General features: G+C 72.3%; 15 protein-coding genes. 7 read left to right on the top strand and 8 right to left on the bottom strand.

The features are described from left to right. Positions 1-426 precede the first annotated feature (426 nt). Both ACQ5SO_RS16700 and ACQ5SO_RS16695 read left to right on the top strand, forming a co-directional pair. Positions 427-1,329: an EamA family transporter gene (locus ACQ5SO_RS16700; protein ID WP_430942766.1), complete on the top strand. Its 903-nt coding sequence runs from the start codon at positions 427-429 to the stop codon at positions 1,327-1,329. Between the two features lie 258 nt (positions 1,330-1,587). Further along, positions 1,588-1,731, top strand: coding sequence for a hypothetical protein (locus tag ACQ5SO_RS16695; RefSeq protein ID WP_430942765.1), 144 nt, complete (start codon positions 1,588-1,590; stop codon positions 1,729-1,731). Positions 1,732-1,806: 75 nt separating this feature from the next. Here ACQ5SO_RS16695 and ACQ5SO_RS16690 read toward each other — a convergent pair whose 3' ends face one another. After that, positions 1,807-3,078 (bottom strand): acyl-CoA dehydrogenase family protein, encoded by a 1,272-nt coding sequence (locus ACQ5SO_RS16690; protein ID WP_430942764.1) that lies wholly within the window; start codon positions 3,076-3,078, stop codon positions 1,807-1,809. Positions 3,079-3,258: 180 nt separating this feature from the next. Here ACQ5SO_RS16690 and ACQ5SO_RS16685 point away from each other — a divergent pair, with 180 nt between their 5' ends. Continuing rightward, positions 3,259-3,939, top strand: a complete 681-nt coding sequence (locus ACQ5SO_RS16685) for a GntR family transcriptional regulator (RefSeq protein WP_430942763.1) — start codon at positions 3,259-3,261, stop codon at positions 3,937-3,939. 73 nt (positions 3,940-4,012) lie between these two features. Then, entirely contained in the window at positions 4,013-4,474 is a 462-nt protein-coding gene (locus ACQ5SO_RS16680; RefSeq protein WP_430942762.1) for a pyridoxamine 5'-phosphate oxidase family protein, read from the top strand. Between the two features lie 28 nt (positions 4,475-4,502). On the opposite strand, the gene ACQ5SO_RS16675 is transcribed toward ACQ5SO_RS16680, so the two are convergent. After that, entirely contained in the window at positions 4,503-5,174 is a 672-nt protein-coding gene (locus ACQ5SO_RS16675) for a glutathione S-transferase family protein (protein WP_430942761.1), read from the bottom strand. Positions 5,175-5,197: 23 nt separating this feature from the next. Continuing rightward, positions 5,198-6,988: an acyl-CoA dehydrogenase gene (locus tag ACQ5SO_RS16670; protein ID WP_430942760.1), complete on the bottom strand. Its 1,791-nt coding sequence runs from the start codon at positions 6,986-6,988 to the stop codon at positions 5,198-5,200. 238 nt (positions 6,989-7,226) lie between these two features. On the opposite strand from ACQ5SO_RS16670, the gene ACQ5SO_RS16665 reads away from it, so the two are divergent. After that, complete coding sequence (locus ACQ5SO_RS16665; protein WP_430942759.1) at positions 7,227-8,366, top strand: zinc-binding dehydrogenase; 1,140 nt, start codon at positions 7,227-7,229, stop codon at positions 8,364-8,366. 189 nt (positions 8,367-8,555) lie between these two features. Further along, positions 8,556-9,515: a D-2-hydroxyacid dehydrogenase gene (locus ACQ5SO_RS16660; RefSeq protein WP_430942758.1), complete on the top strand. Its 960-nt coding sequence runs from the start codon at positions 8,556-8,558 to the stop codon at positions 9,513-9,515. 531 nt (positions 9,516-10,046) lie between these two features. Here the strand turns inward: ACQ5SO_RS16660 and ACQ5SO_RS16655 are convergent. The 5 genes from ACQ5SO_RS16655 to ACQ5SO_RS16635 form a co-directional block, all read right to left on the bottom strand. After that, a complete protein-coding gene (locus ACQ5SO_RS16655; protein WP_430942757.1) occupies positions 10,047-10,706 on the bottom strand; it encodes a hypothetical protein in 660 nt (219 codons plus the stop codon). A gap of 4 nt (positions 10,707-10,710) precedes the next feature. Further along, positions 10,711-12,210: a hypothetical protein gene (locus ACQ5SO_RS16650; protein ID WP_430942756.1), complete on the bottom strand. Its 1,500-nt coding sequence runs from the start codon at positions 12,208-12,210 to the stop codon at positions 10,711-10,713. A gap of 3 nt (positions 12,211-12,213) precedes the next feature. Next, positions 12,214-12,990, bottom strand: coding sequence for a hypothetical protein (locus ACQ5SO_RS16645; protein ID WP_430942755.1), 777 nt, complete (start codon positions 12,988-12,990; stop codon positions 12,214-12,216). Positions 12,991-13,076: 86 nt separating this feature from the next. Beyond that, positions 13,077-14,036 (bottom strand): glycosyltransferase family 2 protein, encoded by a 960-nt coding sequence (locus ACQ5SO_RS16640; RefSeq protein ID WP_430942754.1) that lies wholly within the window; start codon positions 14,034-14,036, stop codon positions 13,077-13,079. Positions 14,037-14,836: 800 nt separating this feature from the next. Further along, positions 14,837-16,768, bottom strand: a complete 1,932-nt coding sequence (locus ACQ5SO_RS16635) for a putative bifunctional diguanylate cyclase/phosphodiesterase (RefSeq protein ID WP_430942753.1) — start codon at positions 16,766-16,768, stop codon at positions 14,837-14,839. A 170-nt stretch (positions 16,769-16,938) separates the two neighbouring features. On the opposite strand from ACQ5SO_RS16635, the gene ACQ5SO_RS16630 reads away from it, so the two are divergent. Then, positions 16,939-19,374 (top strand): Tex family protein, encoded by a 2,436-nt coding sequence (locus ACQ5SO_RS16630; protein WP_430942752.1) that lies wholly within the window; start codon positions 16,939-16,941, stop codon positions 19,372-19,374. The last annotated feature ends 147 nt before the right edge of the window (positions 19,375-19,521 follow it).

Genomic DNA, 19,521 nt, shown 5'->3' with positions numbered 1-19,521 from the left:
AAAAAGGGAGAACAACCTCGTCCTCTCGACAGGGGGGAGGTTGGGGGGGGAGGGGGGGGGGGGGGGCGGGGGGGGGGGGGGGGGTTTTGTTTTGGGGGGCCCGCCCCCCCGATGCCCCCCGTCGAGAGGGGGGACCCCTCCCGAACCCTCCCCCTTTTTTGGGGCGGGACGCGGGCGCTGACGGCAGGGCGTCGCGCGCCGCGCCGCAAGCGCCGCGGTTGATCGGCCGCGCGGGCGCCGCCGCGGCCGCAGACGCAACGCCGGGCGCGCGGCCCCGGCGCCCGGCAGCCCCAGGTTCCCGCGGGACGCATGGCCCATTGCACGAGGCGCATGGCGGGCATGTCGGCCCGGCGCTTGACCGGCAACGTTTCACATGCGAACGAATTCGCCCCGCGGCAGCTTCGCCGCTCCTGCCGCGAAGGGCGCATGTCCGACTTCATCCTCAGCATCGACGGCACGGAAGCCGGCGCCCGACTGGCGCTGATCCTGGCGCTCGTCTCCGCCGTCGCGCATGCGTCCTTCGGCGCGCTGCAGAAGGGCCGTCACGACCCCTGGCTGTCGCGCGGGGCCATCGACGCCTGCTACGGGATGATGGCGCTGCCCATGGCGCTGCTGCTGACGCCCCTGCCCTCGGCCGGGCTGTGGTGGGCGCTGGCCGGGGCCTGGGGCATCCACGTCGTCTACAAGTTCCTGCAGGCCATGGCCTATTCCCGCGGCGCCTACACGGTGGTCTACCCGGTGGCGCGCGGCATGGGCCCGCTCGCCACCGTCGCCCTCGCCGGGATCGTCTTCGGCGAGAGCTTCAGCGGCGGGCAATGGGGCGGCGTGGCGCTGCTCTCGGGCGGGATCATGGCGCTGGCGGCGGTGAACCTGAGGGGCCATCCGCTGGGCTGGCGCGACATGGCCCCGGCCATCGGCCTCGCGCTGCTCACCGGCGTGATGATCGCGCTCTACACCACCTATGACGCCTGGGGGATCCGGCTGGCGGACGACCCGCTGACCTTCCTGCTGTGGTTCTTCGTGGTGGACGGCTGGACCTTCCCGCTGATCGCCGCCTGGCGGGTGCGCACCCAGCGCTCCCCCGCCTCGCCGCTGCGTCCGCTGCTGGCCCGCGGGCTGCTCGGGGCTCTGATCGCGTTCCTCAGCTTCGGGGCGGTGATGCTCGCCACCCGGCTCGACAAGGTCGGCGAGGCGGCGGCGCTGCGCGAAACCTCGGTGGTGTTCGCGGGCCTGATCGGCTGGCTGGTGCTGGGCGAGCGGGTCGGCCCCGCCCGCGCCGCGCTGATGGTGGTGATCGCCCTCGGCGCCATAGCGGTCGAGTTCGCCTGACCCTTTCCGCCTTCCCGACATCCGGGTCCGGGCCCGGGCGGCCCCGGGGGCGCCCGCCGCGCGCGAATGGGGGGCCTCGCCCCCCTGAGCGCGCGGCCCCGCGCCCCGTCCAGCCCCCTGCGACAGGACTGACCAGCGCGTCAACCGACCGCACGGCGCGGCGAAGGCGCCGCCTTGAAGAGGACCCCGGGAGGCGCCATTTCCCCCGCTTTCCCCGTGACCCCCTCTCTCCCTGCCCCGAAAGGCGCGCCCCACGCCATGTTCTACCGAGTCGCCCTCCTCCTCGCCGCCTGCCTGCTGGCCGCGCTGCCGCTGGCCTCGATGGCCGGCCTGTCGCCCGCGGGCGGCGCCCCGACGCTGCGCCTGCCCGGCCCCGACATGGTGATCGCGCCGGGCGAGTGATCCCCCTCGCCCCGGAACGCAGAAAGGCGCGCCCGTCCCCGGGCGCGCCTTTGCATTTCCCCGCCCGGGGCCGCCTCAGCCCTGCGGCGGCAGCGCCATCCGCGTCGGCACGAAGCCCCAATCCTTCACGCCGCCCCCGTTGCTGGCCGCCTGGCGCTTGAACTCCAGCCGCGCGAGCTGGTCGCGATGCACCTCGTCCGGCCCGTCCGCAAGGCGCAGGAAGCGGGCCGTGGACCAGGCCGCCGCCAGCCCGAAATCATTGCCCGTGCCGCCGCCGCCGAAGGCCTGCACGGCCCAGTCGATCACCTGCTGGGCCATGTTCGGGGCCGCGATCTTGATCATCGCGATCTCGGCCTTCGCCGCCTTGTTGCCCACGGTGTCCATCATGTGCGCCGCGCGCAGGGTCAGAAGCCGGTTCATCTCGATCATGATCCGCGCCTCGGCCACCCGCTCGCGCGTCACGCTGCGCTCCGAGACCGGCTTGCCGAAGGTCTCCCGCTCGGCCGTGCGCGCGCACATCTTGGCGAGGCAGCGTTCCGTCAGCCCGATCAGCCGCATGCAGTGATGGATCCGCCCCGGGCCAAGCCGCCCCTGGGCGATCTCGAAACCGCGCCCTTCGCCCAGCAGCATGGCCGAGGCGGGCACCCGCACATTGTCGAACACCACCTCCGAGGCCCGGTCCGGCACGCCGTAATAGCCGAAGACCGGGATCGCGCGCTCCACCGTCACCCCCGGCGCGTCGCGGGGCACGAGGATCATCGACTGCTGCCGGTAGGTCTCCGCGTCCGGGTCGGATTTGCCCATGAAGATGAAGACCTTGCAGTTGGGATGCGTGGCCCCGGTCGTGTACCACTTGCGCCCGTTGATGACGTACTCATCCCCCTCGCGCCGGATCTGGGCCGAGATGTTGCGCGCGTCCGAGGAGGCCTGGTCCGGCTCGGTCATCGCGAAGGCCGAGCGGATCTCGCCCGCCAAGAGGGGCTTCAGCCACCGCTCCTGCTGCTCCGGGGTGCCGTACTTGGCCAGCACCTCCATGTTGCCGGTGTCGGGGGCGTTGCAGTTGAACACCTCGGGCGCGAGGTGGCTGCGGCCCATGATCTCGCACAGGCTCGCGTATTCGAGGTTCGAGAGGCCGAGGCCATGCGCCGGATCGGGCGAGAACAGGTTCCACAGCCCCGCCTCGCGCGCGATGGGCTTCAGCTCCTCCACCACCGGGTTCAGCGCCCAGGGGCCGTCATCCTCGGAATGGCGGTAGAAGCGCGCCTCGTTGGGGTAGACGTGCTCCTCCATGAAGGCGTGCAGCCGTTCTTCGAGCGCGATCACGCGGTCCGTCTTCTCCGGGATCATGGCTTGTCCTCCTCTCATCTCCCCTCGCAGCGGGCGCGCCCGCCGCCTTTCGGTCTCGTTATCCCCCAAGATCGTCTGACGATCCAGTTCAAAAGCTTGCCGCGTCGTCAGGGTCGTGCATGATGAAAGCCGCTTCACCATTTTGCGAAGCGAGTGGGGACATCCGTGGAAGGACAGGCCATGTCAGCGGCCGAGGACGAGGGGCGCGCGCCCATTGGAGCGCCCGAGATGACGCAAGGGCATGGACGCAGCGCGCCGGACACCGTGGTCCGCGCAGTGATCCGCGGCCTCTACGAGGGGCGCTACGTGCCGGGCCAGCGGCTGGGCGAGCCCGACCTGATCAGCGAATACGGCGTCTCCCGCTCCACCGTGCGCGAGGCGATCCGGCGGCTCGAGGCCGACGGGGTGGTCGAGACGATTCCCTATCGCGGCGCCCAGATCCGCCGCCTGACGGCGCGCGAGGCGCGCGACGCGCTGCTGCTGTTCCAGGCCCTGATCGCGCTGGCCGCGCGCCTCGCCGCCGAACGGATCGGCGAGGCGGACGGGCGCGAGCGGGTGGCCGAGGCGTGGAAGGGGCTCGAGGCGCAGGCCGCCGACCTCGACGGGTTCGACGGCGCCCGCGCGCGCGACCGCTTCCACCGGGCGCTGGCCGCCGCCTCGGGCAACCGCGACGTGATGCGGGTGCTGCCGGGGATGCAGGCGCACCTGATCCGGTTTTCCTGGTCGGCCCCGGCGGAGACCAAGCTCGACAGCTACAAGGCCATCGTGCGCGCGGTCCTGTCGGGCGAGGCCGAGAAGGCCGAGGCCGCCGCCCGCGCCCATGTCGACGAGATCCTGGCGCTGGTCGTCCCGGAAATCTGACACGGGTCAACACTGTTGACCCAAATCGCAGCCCGCGCCATTCTCCCGGTCCACGCGACCGGGAGGGAAGCCCATGTTCACCGATGAGATCCTGGCCTCGGCCGAGGCCTCCGTCCTCTGCTGGCTCGCCACCGCCGATGCCGAGGGGCGGCCCAGCGTGTCTCCGAAGGAGATCTTCGCGCTGCGCGCCCCGGACGAGGCGCTGGTGGCGCAGGTGATGTCGCCGGGCAGCGTGCGCAACGTGAAGCGGAACCCCCACGTGTGCCTGAGCTTCGTGGACGTCTTCGCCCAGACCGGCTGGAAGATCGCCGGGACCTGCGAATTGATCCTGCCGAACGCGCCGGACTTCGCCGAATTGGAAGCCCCGCTGCGCCCCCGCGCCGGGCCGACCTTCCCGATCCGCGGCATCTTTCGCATCAAGGCGTCGGGCGTCGCCCCGATCCGCCCGCCGAGCGAGGTGATCCTCCCGGGCCGCGACCCGGCGGATGTGCGGGCCGGGGTGCTCAAGGCCTACGGGGTGAAGGAGGAGCTCTGACGCTCCTCCCGCCCCGGGGGTCGCCCCCTCAGAACCCCTTGTGGATCACGCCCTGCGCCTCCCCTGCGGCGAGCTGCGCGGCCTTGGCGGCCTTGTAACCGGGGCGTTCGGTCAGCCCCTCGAACCAGGCGCGGATCCGCTCCGGGACCTGGTCGTAGAGGCGCGTGGTCCGCGACAGCTCGATGGCATAGGCGACCGAGATGTCGGCATTGGTGAAGCCCTGGGTGAGCAGCGTCGCGCGCCCGTTGGCCAGCGCCTCGTCCAGCAGCCGCAGGCGCTTGAGGAACCAGGTCCCGTAATCCTCGGCCGCCTGCGGCAGGCGCCGCTCCGGCGGCTCGAACATCGCGTAGCGCAGCACGAGGGTCTGCGGGAAGGTCAGCGTCGCCTCGCCGTGATGCAGCCAGTTCAGGTACGCGCCGTACTCGGCATCCCCCGGCGCCGGGGCCAGCCGACCGCCGCCATGGGCCATCGACAGGTAATGCGGGATGGCCGAGGATTCGGTCATCCGCGTCTCGCCATCGACCAGCAGCGGGATGGTGCCGAGCGGGTTCTCGGCGAAGTATTCCTTGCCATGCGCCCGCGGCGGGAAGGGCAGCATCTTCAGGTCATAGTCCAGCCCCAGCTCCTCCAGCGCCCAGAGGGCGCGGAAGGAGCGGGCGTCGTGGCAGTGCCAGAGGGTGATCTTCGGCGCGTCGGTCATGCTCGTCTCCGTGGTCGGTCCCGTCACAGCGCCGCCTCGGGGACCGCGCCGGTGGTGTCGTCCCCGGCCATCAGCGGCGCCAGCCAGGCGGCGATCATCGGCGCCTCGTAGGCGAAGAAATACCGGCAGGCCCAGAGCTTGGCTTGCGCCAGGGCGTCGTCGCCCGCCCCCTGCGCGGCGCGGGTCTGCGACAGCCACAGCCAGCCGACCACGAGATGCCCCATGGCGTGCAGCACCTGGGACCCGTGGGTCAGCGCCGCCGCAGGATCGCCCTCCGCCGCCTTGGCCGCCGCGGCCTCGACCTGGGCGCAGGCGCCCTCAAGGGCTGCGGCCTGCGCGGAGAGCGGGCCGTCTGCGCAGGCGGCGATCTCTCCGCGGATCTCCGCCATCAGCAGGGCGAAGGATTTCATCCCGTCGAACAGCATCTTGCGGCCCAGCAGGTCGAGGCCCTGGATGCCGGTCGTCCCCTCGTGGATCGGGTTCAGGCGGTTGTCGCGATAGATCTGCTCGACGTCGAAATCGCGGGTGTAGCCATAGCCGCCATGGATCTGGATGGCGTGCTGGTTGGCGATCAGGCCCATTTCCGACGGCCAGGTCTTCACGATGGGGGTGAGGATGCCGAGCAGCCCCTCGGCCTTCTCCCGCTCCGCCGCGTCCTCGGATTCGCCCAGGTCCGCCAGCTTCGCGGCATAGAGGCAGAGCGCCAGCGCCCCCTCGGCCGCCGCCTTCTGCGCCAGGATCATCCGGCGCACATCGGCGTGCCGGGTCAGCGGCACGGGCTTCTCGGCGCGCTTGTCGTCGAGGGGGCGGCCCTGCACCCGCTCCTCGGCATAGGTCTTGGAGGCGAGATACCCGCGATAGGTCAGCGCCGCGGCGCCGAGGCCGACCGAGATCCGCGCCTCGTTCATCATCTGGAACATGATGGCGAGGCCCTGCCCCGGCGCGCCGATCAGCCAGCCGACCGCGCCCGCGTCGCCGCCGGGCTGGAACCGGTCGCCCTCGCCGAAGTTCAGCAGCGTGTTGGGGGTGCCGCGATAGCCCATCTTGTGGTTGAGGCCGATCACCTGGACGTCGTTGCGCGCCCCGTCCGGCAGGATTTTCGGCACCAGGAACAGCGAGATGCCCTTGGAGCCGGGGGGCAGCGTGCCGTCCTCGCGCTCGATCTTCGCCAGCACCAGGTGGATGGTCTGGGGCGCCACGTCCTGGTCGCCGACCGAGATCCACATCTTGCGCCCGAAGATGCGATGGCGACGGCCGAGATCATCCTCGCCCTCCGCCCGCGCCTTGGTGGTGATGTCGCCGAGGGAGGAGCCCACGTCCGGCTCGGACAGGCACATGGTCCCCATCGCCTCGCCGGAATGGAGCGGCGCGGCGAAGGCGGCGATCTGCGCCTCGGTGCCGAAGGCGGTGGTCACGCGGGCGTTGGCGGTGGACAGCATCGGGAAGGCGGCGGCGGCGACATTGGCCGCCATGCACTGCGCGGCGATGCCCATGGAGACGACGAAGGGAAGCTGCATCCCGCCATGCGCCTCGTCCACCGAGCTGAGCTGCAGGCCCGAGGCGAAGTATTCCTGCACGCCCTCGCGCAAGTCGGGCTGCACCCGCACCAGCCCGTCCTGGTCGAGCCGCGGCTCCTCGCTGTCCGAGATCTTCCAGCTTTCGCCGAGCTTCGCGGCGATCTTGCCCGCAAGGTCCAGCACGGCGTCGTAATCCTCGCGGCTCTGGCCTTCGAAGCGGGGATGGGCGGCGAGGGTTTCGACCCGCAGCCAGTCATGCAGCAGGAAGTCGATGTCGCGGCGGCTGATGGCGTCCATGGGGCGGTCCTCTCCCGGGGTGGTCTTCTTGGCGTTGTCGAGGGGGGTTATCGCCCGGATCGGCCCGGGGCGGAACCCCGGACCGCATGGCGAACGACGCGGCTTGCGAAAAAACCTCTTTCGCGCGACATACTAACGGGTATGCTGCCGCACGGGAAAGGCCGGACCGCTGGACGCGCGGGACCGAGGCCCGGCGCCGCGCGCCCCCGCCCGAAGCGTCCGAAGGAAGGATCCGCCCATGACTCTCACCTGCACCGCCGCCGTCCTGCGAGAGACCGGCCTGCCCCGCCCCTTGGACCAGAGCCAGCCGCTGAAAATCGAGACGGTGACCCTTCTCGACCCGACGCCCACCGACGTGGTGGTCAAGGTGATCGGCGCGGGGCTGTGCCATTCGGACCTGTCCGTGATGGACGGCACCCGCGGGCGCAAGACGCCGATCGTGCTGGGCCATGAAGGCGCGGGCGAGGTGGTCGAGGTCGGCTCGGGCGTGTCGGACGTGAAGGTGGGCGACCGGGTGATCTTCCAGTTCGCCCCCTCCTGCGGGCGCTGCCGCAACTGCATGGCGGGCCGTCCGCAGATCTGCGACGTGGCCCCCAAGGCGGCGATGGCGAACGAGCTGATCTCGGGCGGCAGCCGCATCCGCGGCGAGGGCGGCGAGGTGATCGGGCATTTCACCGGCGTGTCGTGCTTTGCGCAGTACGCCGTGGTGAACCGCGGCTCGATCGTGGTCATTGAAGACGATATCGACCTGGCCGACGCGGCGGTGTTCGGCTGCGCGGTGATGACCGGCGCCGGCGCGGCGATCAACACCGCCAACGTGAAGCCGGGCGAGAGCGTGGCGGTGTTCGGCCTCGGGGGCGTGGGCCTCTCGGGCGTCATGGGCGCCAAGGCCTGCGGCGCGGGCTGCATCGTGGCGCTGGACCCGGAGCCGTCGAAGCGCGCCAAGGCGCTGGAGATGGGCGCCACCCACGCCGTCGACCCGACGGACCCCAAGGCGGTGGAGGAGGTCAGGGACCTCACCCATGGCGGCGTGGATGCGGCGCTGGAGCTGGCGGGCGTGACCGTGGCGATGGAGACCGCCTATGACGTGACCGCGCGCGGCGGGCGCATCGCCACCGCGGGCCTGTCGCCGATGGGCAAGCATTTCAAGGTCCACCACGCGGACATGGTGTACCATGAGAAGTCGATCCTCGGGTCCTACATGGGCTCCTGCGTGCCGGTGCGCGACATCCCGCGGTTCCTGTCCATGCGCCGCTCGGGCGCGATGCCGGTGGACAAGATGATCGACGGCTATATCGGCTTCGACGAGCTGAACCTCGGGTTCGAGAAGCTGGCCCAGGGCGGCGCGGTGCGCCAGATCCTGAAGCCGCACGGCTGAGGCTTTCGGGCGGAGCGGCCCGCCTCGGGGGAGCGCAAGGCCCCCCGCTCGGCGGCCCGCGCCGCGCGGGCGCGCGGCGGCGCCCGGCCCCGCCCTTCCACTCCGTGACACGCGCCCCCGCGCCGGTTGACCCCGGCGCGGGGGCGTTCGACTCTGCGCCCGTTCTTGCCAGCCCCCCGGGAGCCCTCCATGACCGACGCCCCCCGCATCGTCTTCCTCGACCGCGAGACCTTCGCCCCGGCGGTGGAGCTGACCGCCCCCGCCGCCCCCCACGCCTGGGAGGCGCACCAGCGCACCGCCCCGGAGGAGGTCGCGGCCCGGCTCGCGGGCGCCCGCGTGGCGATCACCAACAAGGTCCCCCTGCGCCGCGCCGTGCTGGAGGGGCTGCCGGAGCTGAAATTCATCTCGGTCGCCGCCACGGGGTATGATTGCGTGGACATCGCGGCGTGCCGGGAGTTGGGCATCCAGGTGTCGAACGTGCGCGGATACGCGAAACACACGGTGCCCGAGCATGTCTTCGCGCTGATCCTCGGGCTGCGCCGCGCCATCGTGCAGTACCGCGCCGACGTGATCGCCGGGCGGTGGGAGGATGCGGGCCAGTTCTGCTTCCACGATCACCCGATCCGCGACCTGGCCGGAAGCCGCATCGCCATCTTCGGCGGCGGCGCCATCGGCTCGGCCGTCGCGCGCATCGCGGAAGGCTTCGGGATGGAGCCGGTCTTCGTGGCCCGCAAGCGCGAGGCGCCCGGCGCCGGGCGCATCCCGTTCGAGGCGGCGCTGGAGACGGCCGACATTCTCAGCCTCCACTGCCCGCTGACGCCCGCGACGCAGGACATGATCGCGGCGCCCGAATTCGCCCGGATGGGACGGCGGCCGCTGCTGATCAACACCGCCCGCGGCGGACTGGTGAACGGCGCGGACGCGGTGGCGGCGCTGGAAGGGGGGCTGATCGGCGGCCTCGGGATCGACGTGCTGCCGGTCGAGCCGCCCACGGACGACCCGATCCGCGCCGCCGCCGCCCGCCCCGACGTGATCCTGACGCCGCATGTGGGCTGGGCGTCCGAGGAGGCGCAGGAAGAGGTCTGGCGCCAGACGGTGGAGGCGGTGGACGCGTTCCTGGCGGGCGCGCCGGTGCGGTTGTTGACCTGAGGGGGGCGCAGGCAGGCAGGCAGGCAGGCAGGCAGGCAGGCAGGCAGGCAGGCAGGCAGGCAGGCTCTGAAATCGGGGGTTGGCTGGACCGGCGCAAGCGGTGGAGGCGCGGCGCCGGACTGCGCCGACGCGCGTGAAAATTGCTATGAAAAGGGAGGGGAGAGCGGCGCCCGCCGCGCCCTGCCCCGGCCCGCCGCGCCATCGAGGACCGGGCGGCCGTCTTCGCCGTCGACGCTCGACACGCCACCTCCCCCGGCGCCACCCGCAGGGGCCGGGGCGCTGGCAGCGATGCGCGATGCGGCGATGCTCGATGCGGCGATGCGCGATGCGCGATGAAGCTAAGCTCCGCGCCGACCCGCCGCCCGGCGCAACGCCTGCAGGGCCGCGCCTGCCGCCGCCCGCCCCGCGGCGCCAGGCCCGCAAGGCGCGGCGCGGGACGCCGAGCGGGGGGCCTTGCGCCCCCCCGAGGCGGGCCGCACCCGGCAGAAGGCTCCGCACCCGACGGAACGCCCGCCCCGCCCGGCGCAGCCCTCAGAACGTCGAGAGCAGGATGCCCACCGTCTCGGCGATGGTCGGCCCCGGCTCCTCGGTCCCGTCCGAAGTCCGCTGGTCGTCCCGATACGGCTCCAGGATCGCCCGCACCTCGGGCGTCTTCAGCTCCGCCAGGCTGCGGATCAGGTTCGTCGCGTCGTTCCCGTCCAGCGTCGCCTTCAGCTTCGCCTCCAGCTTCTCATACGCCCCGGGCGTGCCCATGACCGCGAGATACAAATAGTAATCCCAGGTCTCCGCGTCCCGCCGCGGATGGGTGAAACTCCAGTCCTCGATCACCAGCGGGGCCATCCGGTCGCGCAGCTCGATCCTGTTCTCCCGCAGCCCCAGGAACCACGGGAAGGAGGAGGACTTGCGATACGGCATCCGCCGATACGTCGCCCCGATCCGCGCCCGCCCCGCATCCGACAGCGCCGAGGCATAGGTCGCCGCCGCGAAGCACAGGTCCGCCACCATCAGCGGGTGCGTCTCGGGCCCCGCCCGGTCCGCCACCGCCGCCAGCGCCAGCACCTGGCAGCGCAGCTCGGCGTTCTCGGCCACCCAGTCGAGCAGCCCGACGCTGTCCTCGCCCGCGAGGTCCGCTTCCCCGACCCGCTCGACCACCGCCGGGGGGCAATGCTGTTCCATGCCGTCCATCGCCATTCCCTCAGCTCCTGCTCAGCGCTTTCCACTGCAGATACCGCAGCCGCTTGCGGTCGGCCTTCACGGGCCAGTAGCCCATCAGGTTGGTCGGATCATTCGCCATCACGTTGCCCTTGGCCGCGCGCGCCGCGATCGCCGGCTCGGTGTTCGTCGCCGGCCAGTCCGGGGTCGCGTCGCCGGTCGTGTCGCGCAGGTGAGACGGGTATTGCGGCCCCGAGCTGCCATCCGAGGGGTGCTTGAGCCCCAGGCAATGACCGAATTCATGGGCGATCGAGTTGCGCGCCGAATCCCCGTCCGGGATCATGGTGAAGGCCGGGCTGGCGCCGATGTTCAGCACCGTGCCGCCGATCCCGCATCCCACGCTCGGGATGTAGCGGTAGATCCGGTACGCCCCCGCCCGCGGCTTGGCCCCGGTGGTGCGCGCATCCAGCGCCGCCCCCGCCTTGGCATGGATCGCGTTCAGGATCTCGCCCTTGAAGCTGTAAAAGGTCGGCGAGCCGGTCTTGGCCAGGAAGCGTCCGTTGCTGGGCGGATAGCCCTTCGCCTCGGTCGTCGCCAGGGCGGCGTCCGAGGTCAGGTCCACGTCGCCGAGATCGGCGATGTTCACCTTCAGGCAGGCCTGGCGGAAGATCTCGTCGAAGCGCGCGCGCAGGGTGTTCAGGTTCCAGGCGTCCTTCGGGGCCTTGGCGGTGATCACGTTGACCACGTCGATCTTGATGATCGCCTCGTCCTGCACCCAGGCGTAGACCCAGCCGATCACGTTCCCCGAACAGGTCACCTTCACCGTGCTCTCGCCCACGCTCTTGCCCTTGAGCTTGAACTTGCACTTTTTCGACGTGATGTCCTTGCCCTCGGTCAGAACCTCTACCGAGGACCCGGCGACCACCTCGAATTCGGTGTTCTTCAGGCAGGGGATGCAGTCGGTGGGCTTGAAGGCGAAGTTGATCTCGATCTCCAGCGTCTTGCCGGTGGCGATCGAGACCCAGCGCGCGCCGTCCCGCGTGCTGCGGCTGCCGGGCAGCGACAGGCTTCCCTTGGCCGGGGTGGGCAGCCAGTATTCGTCCGTTCCGGCGGTCACCACCTGGTTGGTGCGGTGATCGAAGCCGTAATAGGTGGAATAATTGGTCGTCGGCCCCTCGAAGAAGGCGACGTTGGCGCAGGAGGGATGCTGGATCAGGGTGATCGCCTTCTTGCCCCCCTCGGGGACGGCGACGCCCTTCTGCTCATCCTTGCCCGGACCCTCGTTCTTCTTCGGCCCGTGGCCGGCCTTGTCGGCGGTCACGTCGTAGGATCCGGGGTCGATCTTGCCGAAATCGGCCAGACCGTCGGCCCCGGTGGTCTTCTTGCCCGCGGCGCCGGCGGCGACCTCGGCCCCCTGGACCAGCTTGCCGTCGGCGTCCTTCACGGTCACCACCAGCTCGCCCAGCGGGCAGTCCTGCTGCGCGCTTTCGGGCGGCGAGGCGTCCCCGGACTGGCCGGAGGGCGGATCGGGTTTCTTGGCCATGTCTCAGCCCCCTTCGCGGTTGCGGGCGACGACGACCTCGAGCCAGGTCAGCGCCCTGCCCTCGAGCCGCTTGAACCTGTCGGCGGGCTCGGGGACCCGCTCATCGGCCAGCACGTCGCGGATCCAGCCGAAGGCGGGGTCCGAGACGCAGCCGGCGCCGAAGGTGAAGAACAGCAGCGTCATCAGCATCGCCGGGCGGCTGTCCTGCACCCCGGCGGAGACGCAGAGCCGCGCGGCGCGGTTGAACAGCGCGCGCAGCCCCTCGGCGCCCGCAAGGCGGGCCTTCTCGGGATAGAGCGCCGCGATCTCCTGCACCGCCCAGTCGCCGAGCAGGCGCGGCGGCGGCAGCTCCCGCTCCCGCTTCGCCCAGGCCAGGATGGCGGCATGGGCGGCGTGGAGCCGCGCCTCGTCATCGCCATTGAGCGTGTCGATGATCGCGGAGGCGCGGTCGTGCAGCGCGTCGGCGCGTTCGGACTGGGTGGAGAATTCGGGCGCGCCCAGCGCCGGGCGGGCCCAGGCATGGACCGGGTCGTCGAGGAAGCCCGCGCCGAAGGCCAGCCGCAGGTCGATCCAGAAGCGGATCGGGCCGCGATTGGTGAAGCCCGCGGCCTCGCGCGCATGGTCCATCCCGTCGCGCACGACTTTGTCCAGCCGCGCCTCGTCCCAGGTGGCGGCGAGCTCCGGCTGCCTCTCCCGCAGCCTGTCCTTGAGGTCCTGCACATAGCGCTCGCGCGCCTGCTCGGCGAAGACGCCGAGCTGAGCCTGCTTGATCCTGAACATCAATCCCTCTCGCGCCGGGCGGAAATACCGAGGCCCGGGCCGTCAGAGGGTACTCCCGCCGCCTCCCTGCGGCAAGCGCGGCGGGATCAGCCCTCCCGCCCGCGCTCGCGCTCGATATCCGCCAGCAGCTGGCGCGCGCGGATCTCCGAGAGCAGCATCCGGTTGGCGGCGACGAGATCGGCGAGCATCCCGCCCACGATCACCGCCGCGCCCGCGGCGATCAGGCCCGAGCCGATGACCAGCGATTGCAGCTTGCCCTCCGGGTCGCCCCCGAGCGCGTAGACCAGGAAGCGCGCGAAGGCGGCGAGGCCCGGCAGCATGGTCAGCGCGCCGAGCACGCCGAAGGTGCGCGCGGGCCGGTAGACGGTGGCGATGCGCAGGATCGTGAAGGCCGAGCGCAGGACGTACTGGGCGGTGGAGCGGAACAGGCGGCTGGGCCGGGTCGGCGGGTTCACCTCGATGGGCACCGAGACGGTGGGGATGCGCAGCTGCCCGGCCTGGATGATGGTCTCGAGCGTGTAGGTCCAGCGGTTGAAGACGTAAAGACGGGCGGCGGCGTTGCGGTGGATGGCGCGGAAGCCCGAGGGCGCGTCCTCGACATCCGCGCCCGAGGCGAGGCGCACGACGCGGCTGCCGAGCTTTTGCAGGAACCGCTTGAGGGGCGAGAAATGCGCGATGGCGGCGATGGGGCGGGCGCCGACGGCGATCTGGGCGCGGCCCTCGAGGATCGGGCGGCAGAGCGCGGGGATGCAGTCGGCGCGGTACTGGTTGTCGCCGTCGGTATTGACGATGACGTCGGCCCCGAGGCGCAGGGCGCGTTCGATCCCGGCCATGAAGGCGGCGGCGAGGCCGTGATTGTGCCCGAGGCTGAGCACGTGGTCGGCGCCGTGTTCGCGGGCGACCTCGACGGTGCGGTCGGTGGAACCGTCGTCGATGATGAGCCATTCGACGGTGTCGAAGCCGTCGACCTCGCGCGGCAGATCGCCGAGGGTCTCGGGAAGCTGCGCTTCCTCGTTGTGGCAGGGGATCTGGATAATGAGCTTCATGAAACGCTGACCCGTGGGGGCTTGGGAAAACTGCCACCGGGCGGCGAGGGGGCGGCGCCGCGACGGGGGACGCGAGCGGCGCCGGGGGAAAGGTACGCGCGCGGCGCCGGTGCAGGCAAGGGGGCGCGGCGCGGCGCATGGGCCGGGGGGCGTCGGGCGGCGGGGTGGGGCGGCGGCGTGGAGAAATGGCGGCGCGCCGGGAGGACGGGCCGGTCGGGCGCAGACGGGCAGGTCGGGCGAGGACGGGGCGGACGTCGGCGCGGCGGCGGCTGCGCGGCCGGCGCGTAGCGATGCGGCCCGGCGCAGGGCGGCCCGGCGCAAGGCGATGCGGCGCAGGGCGGCCCGGCGCAAGGCCGCGCGGCGCAGGGCGGGGCGGCGCAGGGCGGGGCGGCGCAGGGCGGGGCGGCGCAGGGCGGGGCGGACCGAGGATGCCGCGAGCGCGCGAGACCGCGGCAGCCCGCGAGGCTCCGGTCGGGGCGTTTACGGGCGTGCGGGGACCGGAGGGTGGGACAGACGGGAGCGACCGGAGGAAGGCCTGCCGCCGCAGCGCGCGGCGTCGAAGGGAGAGGCAGGCCCTTGACCCGGCGTTCCCGCGGAAGATGCAGGCCCGGAGAGAGGCGGTCGCCGTCCCCCGCCGGGAGGCCGCCCGCTCGGCGCCGGGGGCGGCCAGGCCCGGGGCGGCGGCGGCAGCGGATGACGGCGGCCCCGAGCGGCCCGCTCCGCGCAACACGCCCCAAAGGTCCGAGCAGACCCGCCCCCCTCGGCGCGTCGGCCGGCCAGGCGCCTGCCCCGCCCGCCCCTCAGGCGGCGGCGCGGTTCTCGGCGAAGGCGCGCAGCTCGGAGGAGGAGAGCGGGCGCGCCCAGTAATAGCCCTGCCCCAGCTCCGCCCCCAGCTCCCGCAGCACCTCGAGCTGGGCCTCCGTCTCGATCCCCTCGGCCACCGCGCGCAGGCGCATGCCGCGGGCGATGGCGAGCGTCGCCGCGACGATGGCGCGGTCATGCGGCTCTTCCACGATGCCCGAGACGAAGCTGCGGTCGATCTTGATCTCCGACACCGGCAGGCTGCGCAGGTGCGACAGCGCGGCATGGCCGGTGCCGAAATCGTCCAGCGACAGCTCGAAGCCGAGATCGGTCAGCGAATCCAGCACCAGCCGCGCGGAATCCCCGCCGCGGCCGACGAAGCAGCCCTCGGTGATCTCGATGATCAGGTCCGCGGGCGACAGCCCCGCCTCGCGCGCGCGGCGCAGGCGGGTCAGAAGGGCGTCGGGCGACTTCAGGTCCACCGGGTGCAGGTTGATCGCCACCGGCCCGGTCGCGATCCCGAGGCTCCGCCACTCCGCCAGGTCGCGCAGCACCGTGCCCAGCACCCCGTCCGTGACCTCGCGCATCATGCCGCGCTCGGCCGCCACGGGCAGGAAGCGGTCGGGCGACATCGGCCCGAGCAGCGGGTGGGTCCAGCGCACCAGCGCCTCGACCCCCGACAGCGCGCCGTCGGCGAGGCGGATCTTGGGCTGGTAGCGGACCTTCACGTCCCCCGCCCCCAGCGCGGCGCGCAGCGCGTCGGCGATCACGTTGGATTCGTCCAGCGCCTTGCCGAGCCCGGCGTCGAACCGCTGGAACCGGCCGCGCCCGGTCTCCTTCACCCGGCCCAGCGCGATGTCCGCCTTGCTCATCAGGCTGACCGGGTCGTCGCCATCCTCGGGGCGCAGCGCGGCGCCGACCGAGGTGCCGGTGTGCAGCTCGATATCCTCGAGCAGCACCGGCTCGGCCAGCGCGGCGCAGATCCGCGCGCCCAGCGCGTCCAGCGCCTCGCCCTCCTGCAGGCTCAGCACCGCGAACTCGTCGCCCCCGAGCCGCGCGACCATGTCCCGCTCGGGGACCCTGCCGCGCAGGCGGCAGGCGACCTCGGCCAGCAGCTGGTCGCCGGCGTCATGGCCATAGGAATCGTTGACGTTCTTGAAGCGGTCGAGGTCCAGCATCAGCACCGCGAAGCGCCGCCCCTCGTCGATCTCGCGCGACAGACGCTCGAAGAACGCCTTGCGGTTGGGCAGGCCGGTGACGGTGTCGGTATAGGCCAGCTGCGAGATCCGGTCATGCGCCGTCTCAAGCTCCAGCACCGCGTGGGACAGGTCGTCGACCACCTTGTCGCGTTCGCGCGCCATCCGCCCGAAGCGATAGGTGAACTGCCCGAGGAACCCGCAATAGACCAGCGCGTAGGAGGCGACGGCCCAGGCGTAGGGGTCGCGCCCCGCGACGGCGCCGATCAGCAGCCCGACCAGCACGGTGCCGAGGTAGACCATCGCCGCGCTGAGCACCCGGTGCAGCATGAAGGACGCGCCCGCCGCCATGCCCACGCAGACGAAGAGCGCGAGTTCCCGCGCGCCCGCGATGGCGTGGAATTCCATCACCATGCCCATGCCGGCCCAGGGCGCGGCCTGCAGCACCGCGAAGCGGCGGATCCGGCGCAGCGTGTTGCGCGACACCTTGCGCGGGCGCCCCGGGGGGCGGCCATGCGCGCGGGCCAGGATCATCACGTTCAGGCCGATGGTGAAGATGGCCCAGCCCAGCAGGAAGCCCCCGCCGATGATCGGCCAGACCGCGATGGTGTAGATCACCGCGTTGATCACGGTGATCATCCCGCCGATCGGGGTGAACCGGATCACGCCCTGCATGTCCTCCGGCGACGGCAGGGCCCTGAGATCCTCGACGAAGGATTTGATCGTCTGCTTCATGCGGGGCGTCGACATCCTCGGCGCCGCCCGGACGGGACGGCCTCGGGCTCCAGTGATCGCACGAGAATCCTAGGGCCGCCTTAACGCCGCCCGCGCCCCCTTGGAGCGGGCGGCGGCAGGCGCTATGCCTTGCGCCCCCGACCCGCCGACCGACCGCGCAGGAGCCCCCCTTGGACAAGTCCGAAGACGCCATCGCCCGCACCATCGCCGCCGATATCGGCGCCCAGCCGCGGCAGGTCGCCGCCGCCGTGGACCTGCTGGACGGCGGCGCGACCGTCCCCTTCGTCGCGCGCTACCGCAAGGAGGTCACCGGGGGCCTCGACGACGCGCAGCTGCGCCTGCTGGCCGACCGGCTGTCCTACCTGCGCGAGCTGGAAAGCCGCAGGGCGGCGATCCTCAAGTCCATCTCGGACCAGGGCAAGCTGACCGACGATCTGTCGAAGGCCATCGCCGGGGCCGACACCAAGGCCGCGCTCGAAGACCTCTACCTGCCCTACAAGCCCAAGCGGCGCACCAAGGCGATGATCGCCCGAGAGAACGGCCTGGAGCCGCTGCTGCGCGCCATCGAGGCGGACCGGGAAGCGGCGCCCGAGGCGCTGGCCGCGGGCCATGTCTCGCAGAACGTGGCGGATGTGAAGGCCGCGCTCGACGGCGCCCGCGACATCCTGGTGGAGGAGCTGTCGGAGAACGCCGACCTTCTGGGCCGCCTGCGCCGGACCATGCAGGCCGAGGCGGTGGTGACCGCCACCGTGCAGCCCGGCAAGGAGGAGGCGGGGGCCAAGTTCTCGGACTATTTCGACCACCGCGAGAAATGGGCCGACATGCCGTCCCACCGCGCCCTGGCGGTGATGCGGGCGAGCAAGGAGGAGGTGCTGACCATCTCCATCGCCCCCGAGCCGGGCGAGGGCGAGGAGCGGATCCTCAACATGATCGCCGCCGCCGTGGGCATTCGCGGCGACGCGCCGGGGGACCTGTGGCTGCGCAAGACCGCCGCCTGGGCCTGGCGGGTGAAGCTGAGCCTGTCGATGTATCTCGACCTTCTGGGCGAGCTGCGGCGGCGCGCGCACGAGGAGGCCATCGCGGTCTTCGCGCGCAACCTCAAGGACCTGCTGCTGGCCGCCCCGGCGGGCCCGCGCGCGACGCTGGGCCTCGATCCCGGCATCCGCACCGGGGTGAAGGCGGCGGTGGTGGACCGCACCGGCAAGGTGCTGGAGACGGCGACCCTCTACCCCTTCCAGCCCAAGCGCGACGTGCAGGGGACCGAGGCGGCGATCCGCGCGATGGTGGAGCGGCACGGGATCGAGCTGATCGCCATCGGCAACGGCACGGCGAGCCGCGAGACGGAGAAGGTCGTGGCCGACGCGCTGGCCGCGATGCCGGGCAAGGCGCCGACCAAGGTGATCGTGTCCGAGGCCGGGGCCTCGGTCTATTCGGCCTCGGAGCTGGCGAGCAAGGAGTTCCCGGATCTCGACGTCTCGCTTCGCGGCGCGGTGTCGATCGCCCGGCGCCTGCAGGACCCGCTGGCCGAGCTGGTGAAGATCGAGCCCAAGAGCATCGGCGTCGGCCAGTACCAGCATGACGTGGACCAGTCGCGGCTGGCCAAGGCGCTGGACGGCGTGGTCGAGGACGCGGTGAACGGGGTGGGGGTCGATCTGAACACCGCCTCGGCGCCGCTGCTGTCGCGCGTCTCGGGGATCGGGCCGTCGCTGGCGGGCTCCATCGTGCATTACCGCGACGCCAACGGCGCGTTCGGGGCGCGCAAGGACCTCAAGAAGGTCTCCGGCCTCGGGCCCAAGGCGTTCGAGCAATGCGCCGGGTTCCTGCGCATCCAGGGCGGGGAGGAGCCGCTGGACGCCTCCGCCGTCCACCCCGAGGCGTATGGCCTCGCGCGGCGGATCGTGAAGGCCTGCGGGCGGGACATCCGGTCGCTGATGGGCGACGGCAAGGCGCTGGGGCGGCTGGCGCCCGAGGATTTCGTGGATGAGAGCTTCGGCCTGCCCACCGTGCGCGACATCCTGGCGGAGCTGGAGAAGCCCGGGCGCGACCCGCGGCCCGAGTTCCGCACCGCGAAGTTCGCGGACGGGGTGGACGACATCAAGGACGTGAAGCCGGGGATGATGCTGGAGGGGACGGTGACCAACGTCGCCGCCTTCGGCGCCTTCGTCGATATCGGCGTGCACCAGGACGGGCTGGTGCATGTCAGCCAGCTCGCCGACCGGTTCGTGAAGGACCCGCACGAGGTGGTGAAGGCCGGCGACGTGGTGACGGTGCGGGTGACCGAGGTCGACGTGGCCCGCAAGCGGATCGGGCTGTCGATGCGCAAGCAGGCCCCGGGCGAGGGCGCCCGCGGCGGGCGTGACGGCGGGCGCGGCGAGGATCGCGGCCAGGGCCGCGGCGCCGGGCGCGGCCCGAACCAGGGCAGGGATTTCGGCGGCGGGCGCGGCCCCGGCGGCAAGGGTCCCGGCGGACGCGGCCCGGGCGGTCCCGGCAAGGGCCCGCGCGGCGGCGGCGGCGGCAAGGGCGGCGGCGGCGCCCCGCGCGGGGCTGACGGCGGCGGCAACGGCGCCCTCGGCGCCGCGCTGATGGAAGCGATGAAGAAGCGCTGAGGCCCCCGCGCCGCGGCTGAAGCGGCGCCCGGACGGCGCAGCCGTCCCGCGCGCGCGAACGGGGGGCTTGTCCCCCCTGAGCGCGCGCGCCCCGGCCGGGGGGCGGCCGGGCTCGGGGAGGGACGGGCCCTCCCGCTCGCCCGCCCG

Origin of the sequence: Rhodovulum sp. DZ06, assembly GCF_050586345.1 — a bacterium.
Classification (GTDB): domain Bacteria; phylum Pseudomonadota; class Alphaproteobacteria; order Rhodobacterales; family Rhodobacteraceae; genus JBOCEF01.
This window is presented reverse-complemented; position numbering and strand designations above follow the sequence as displayed.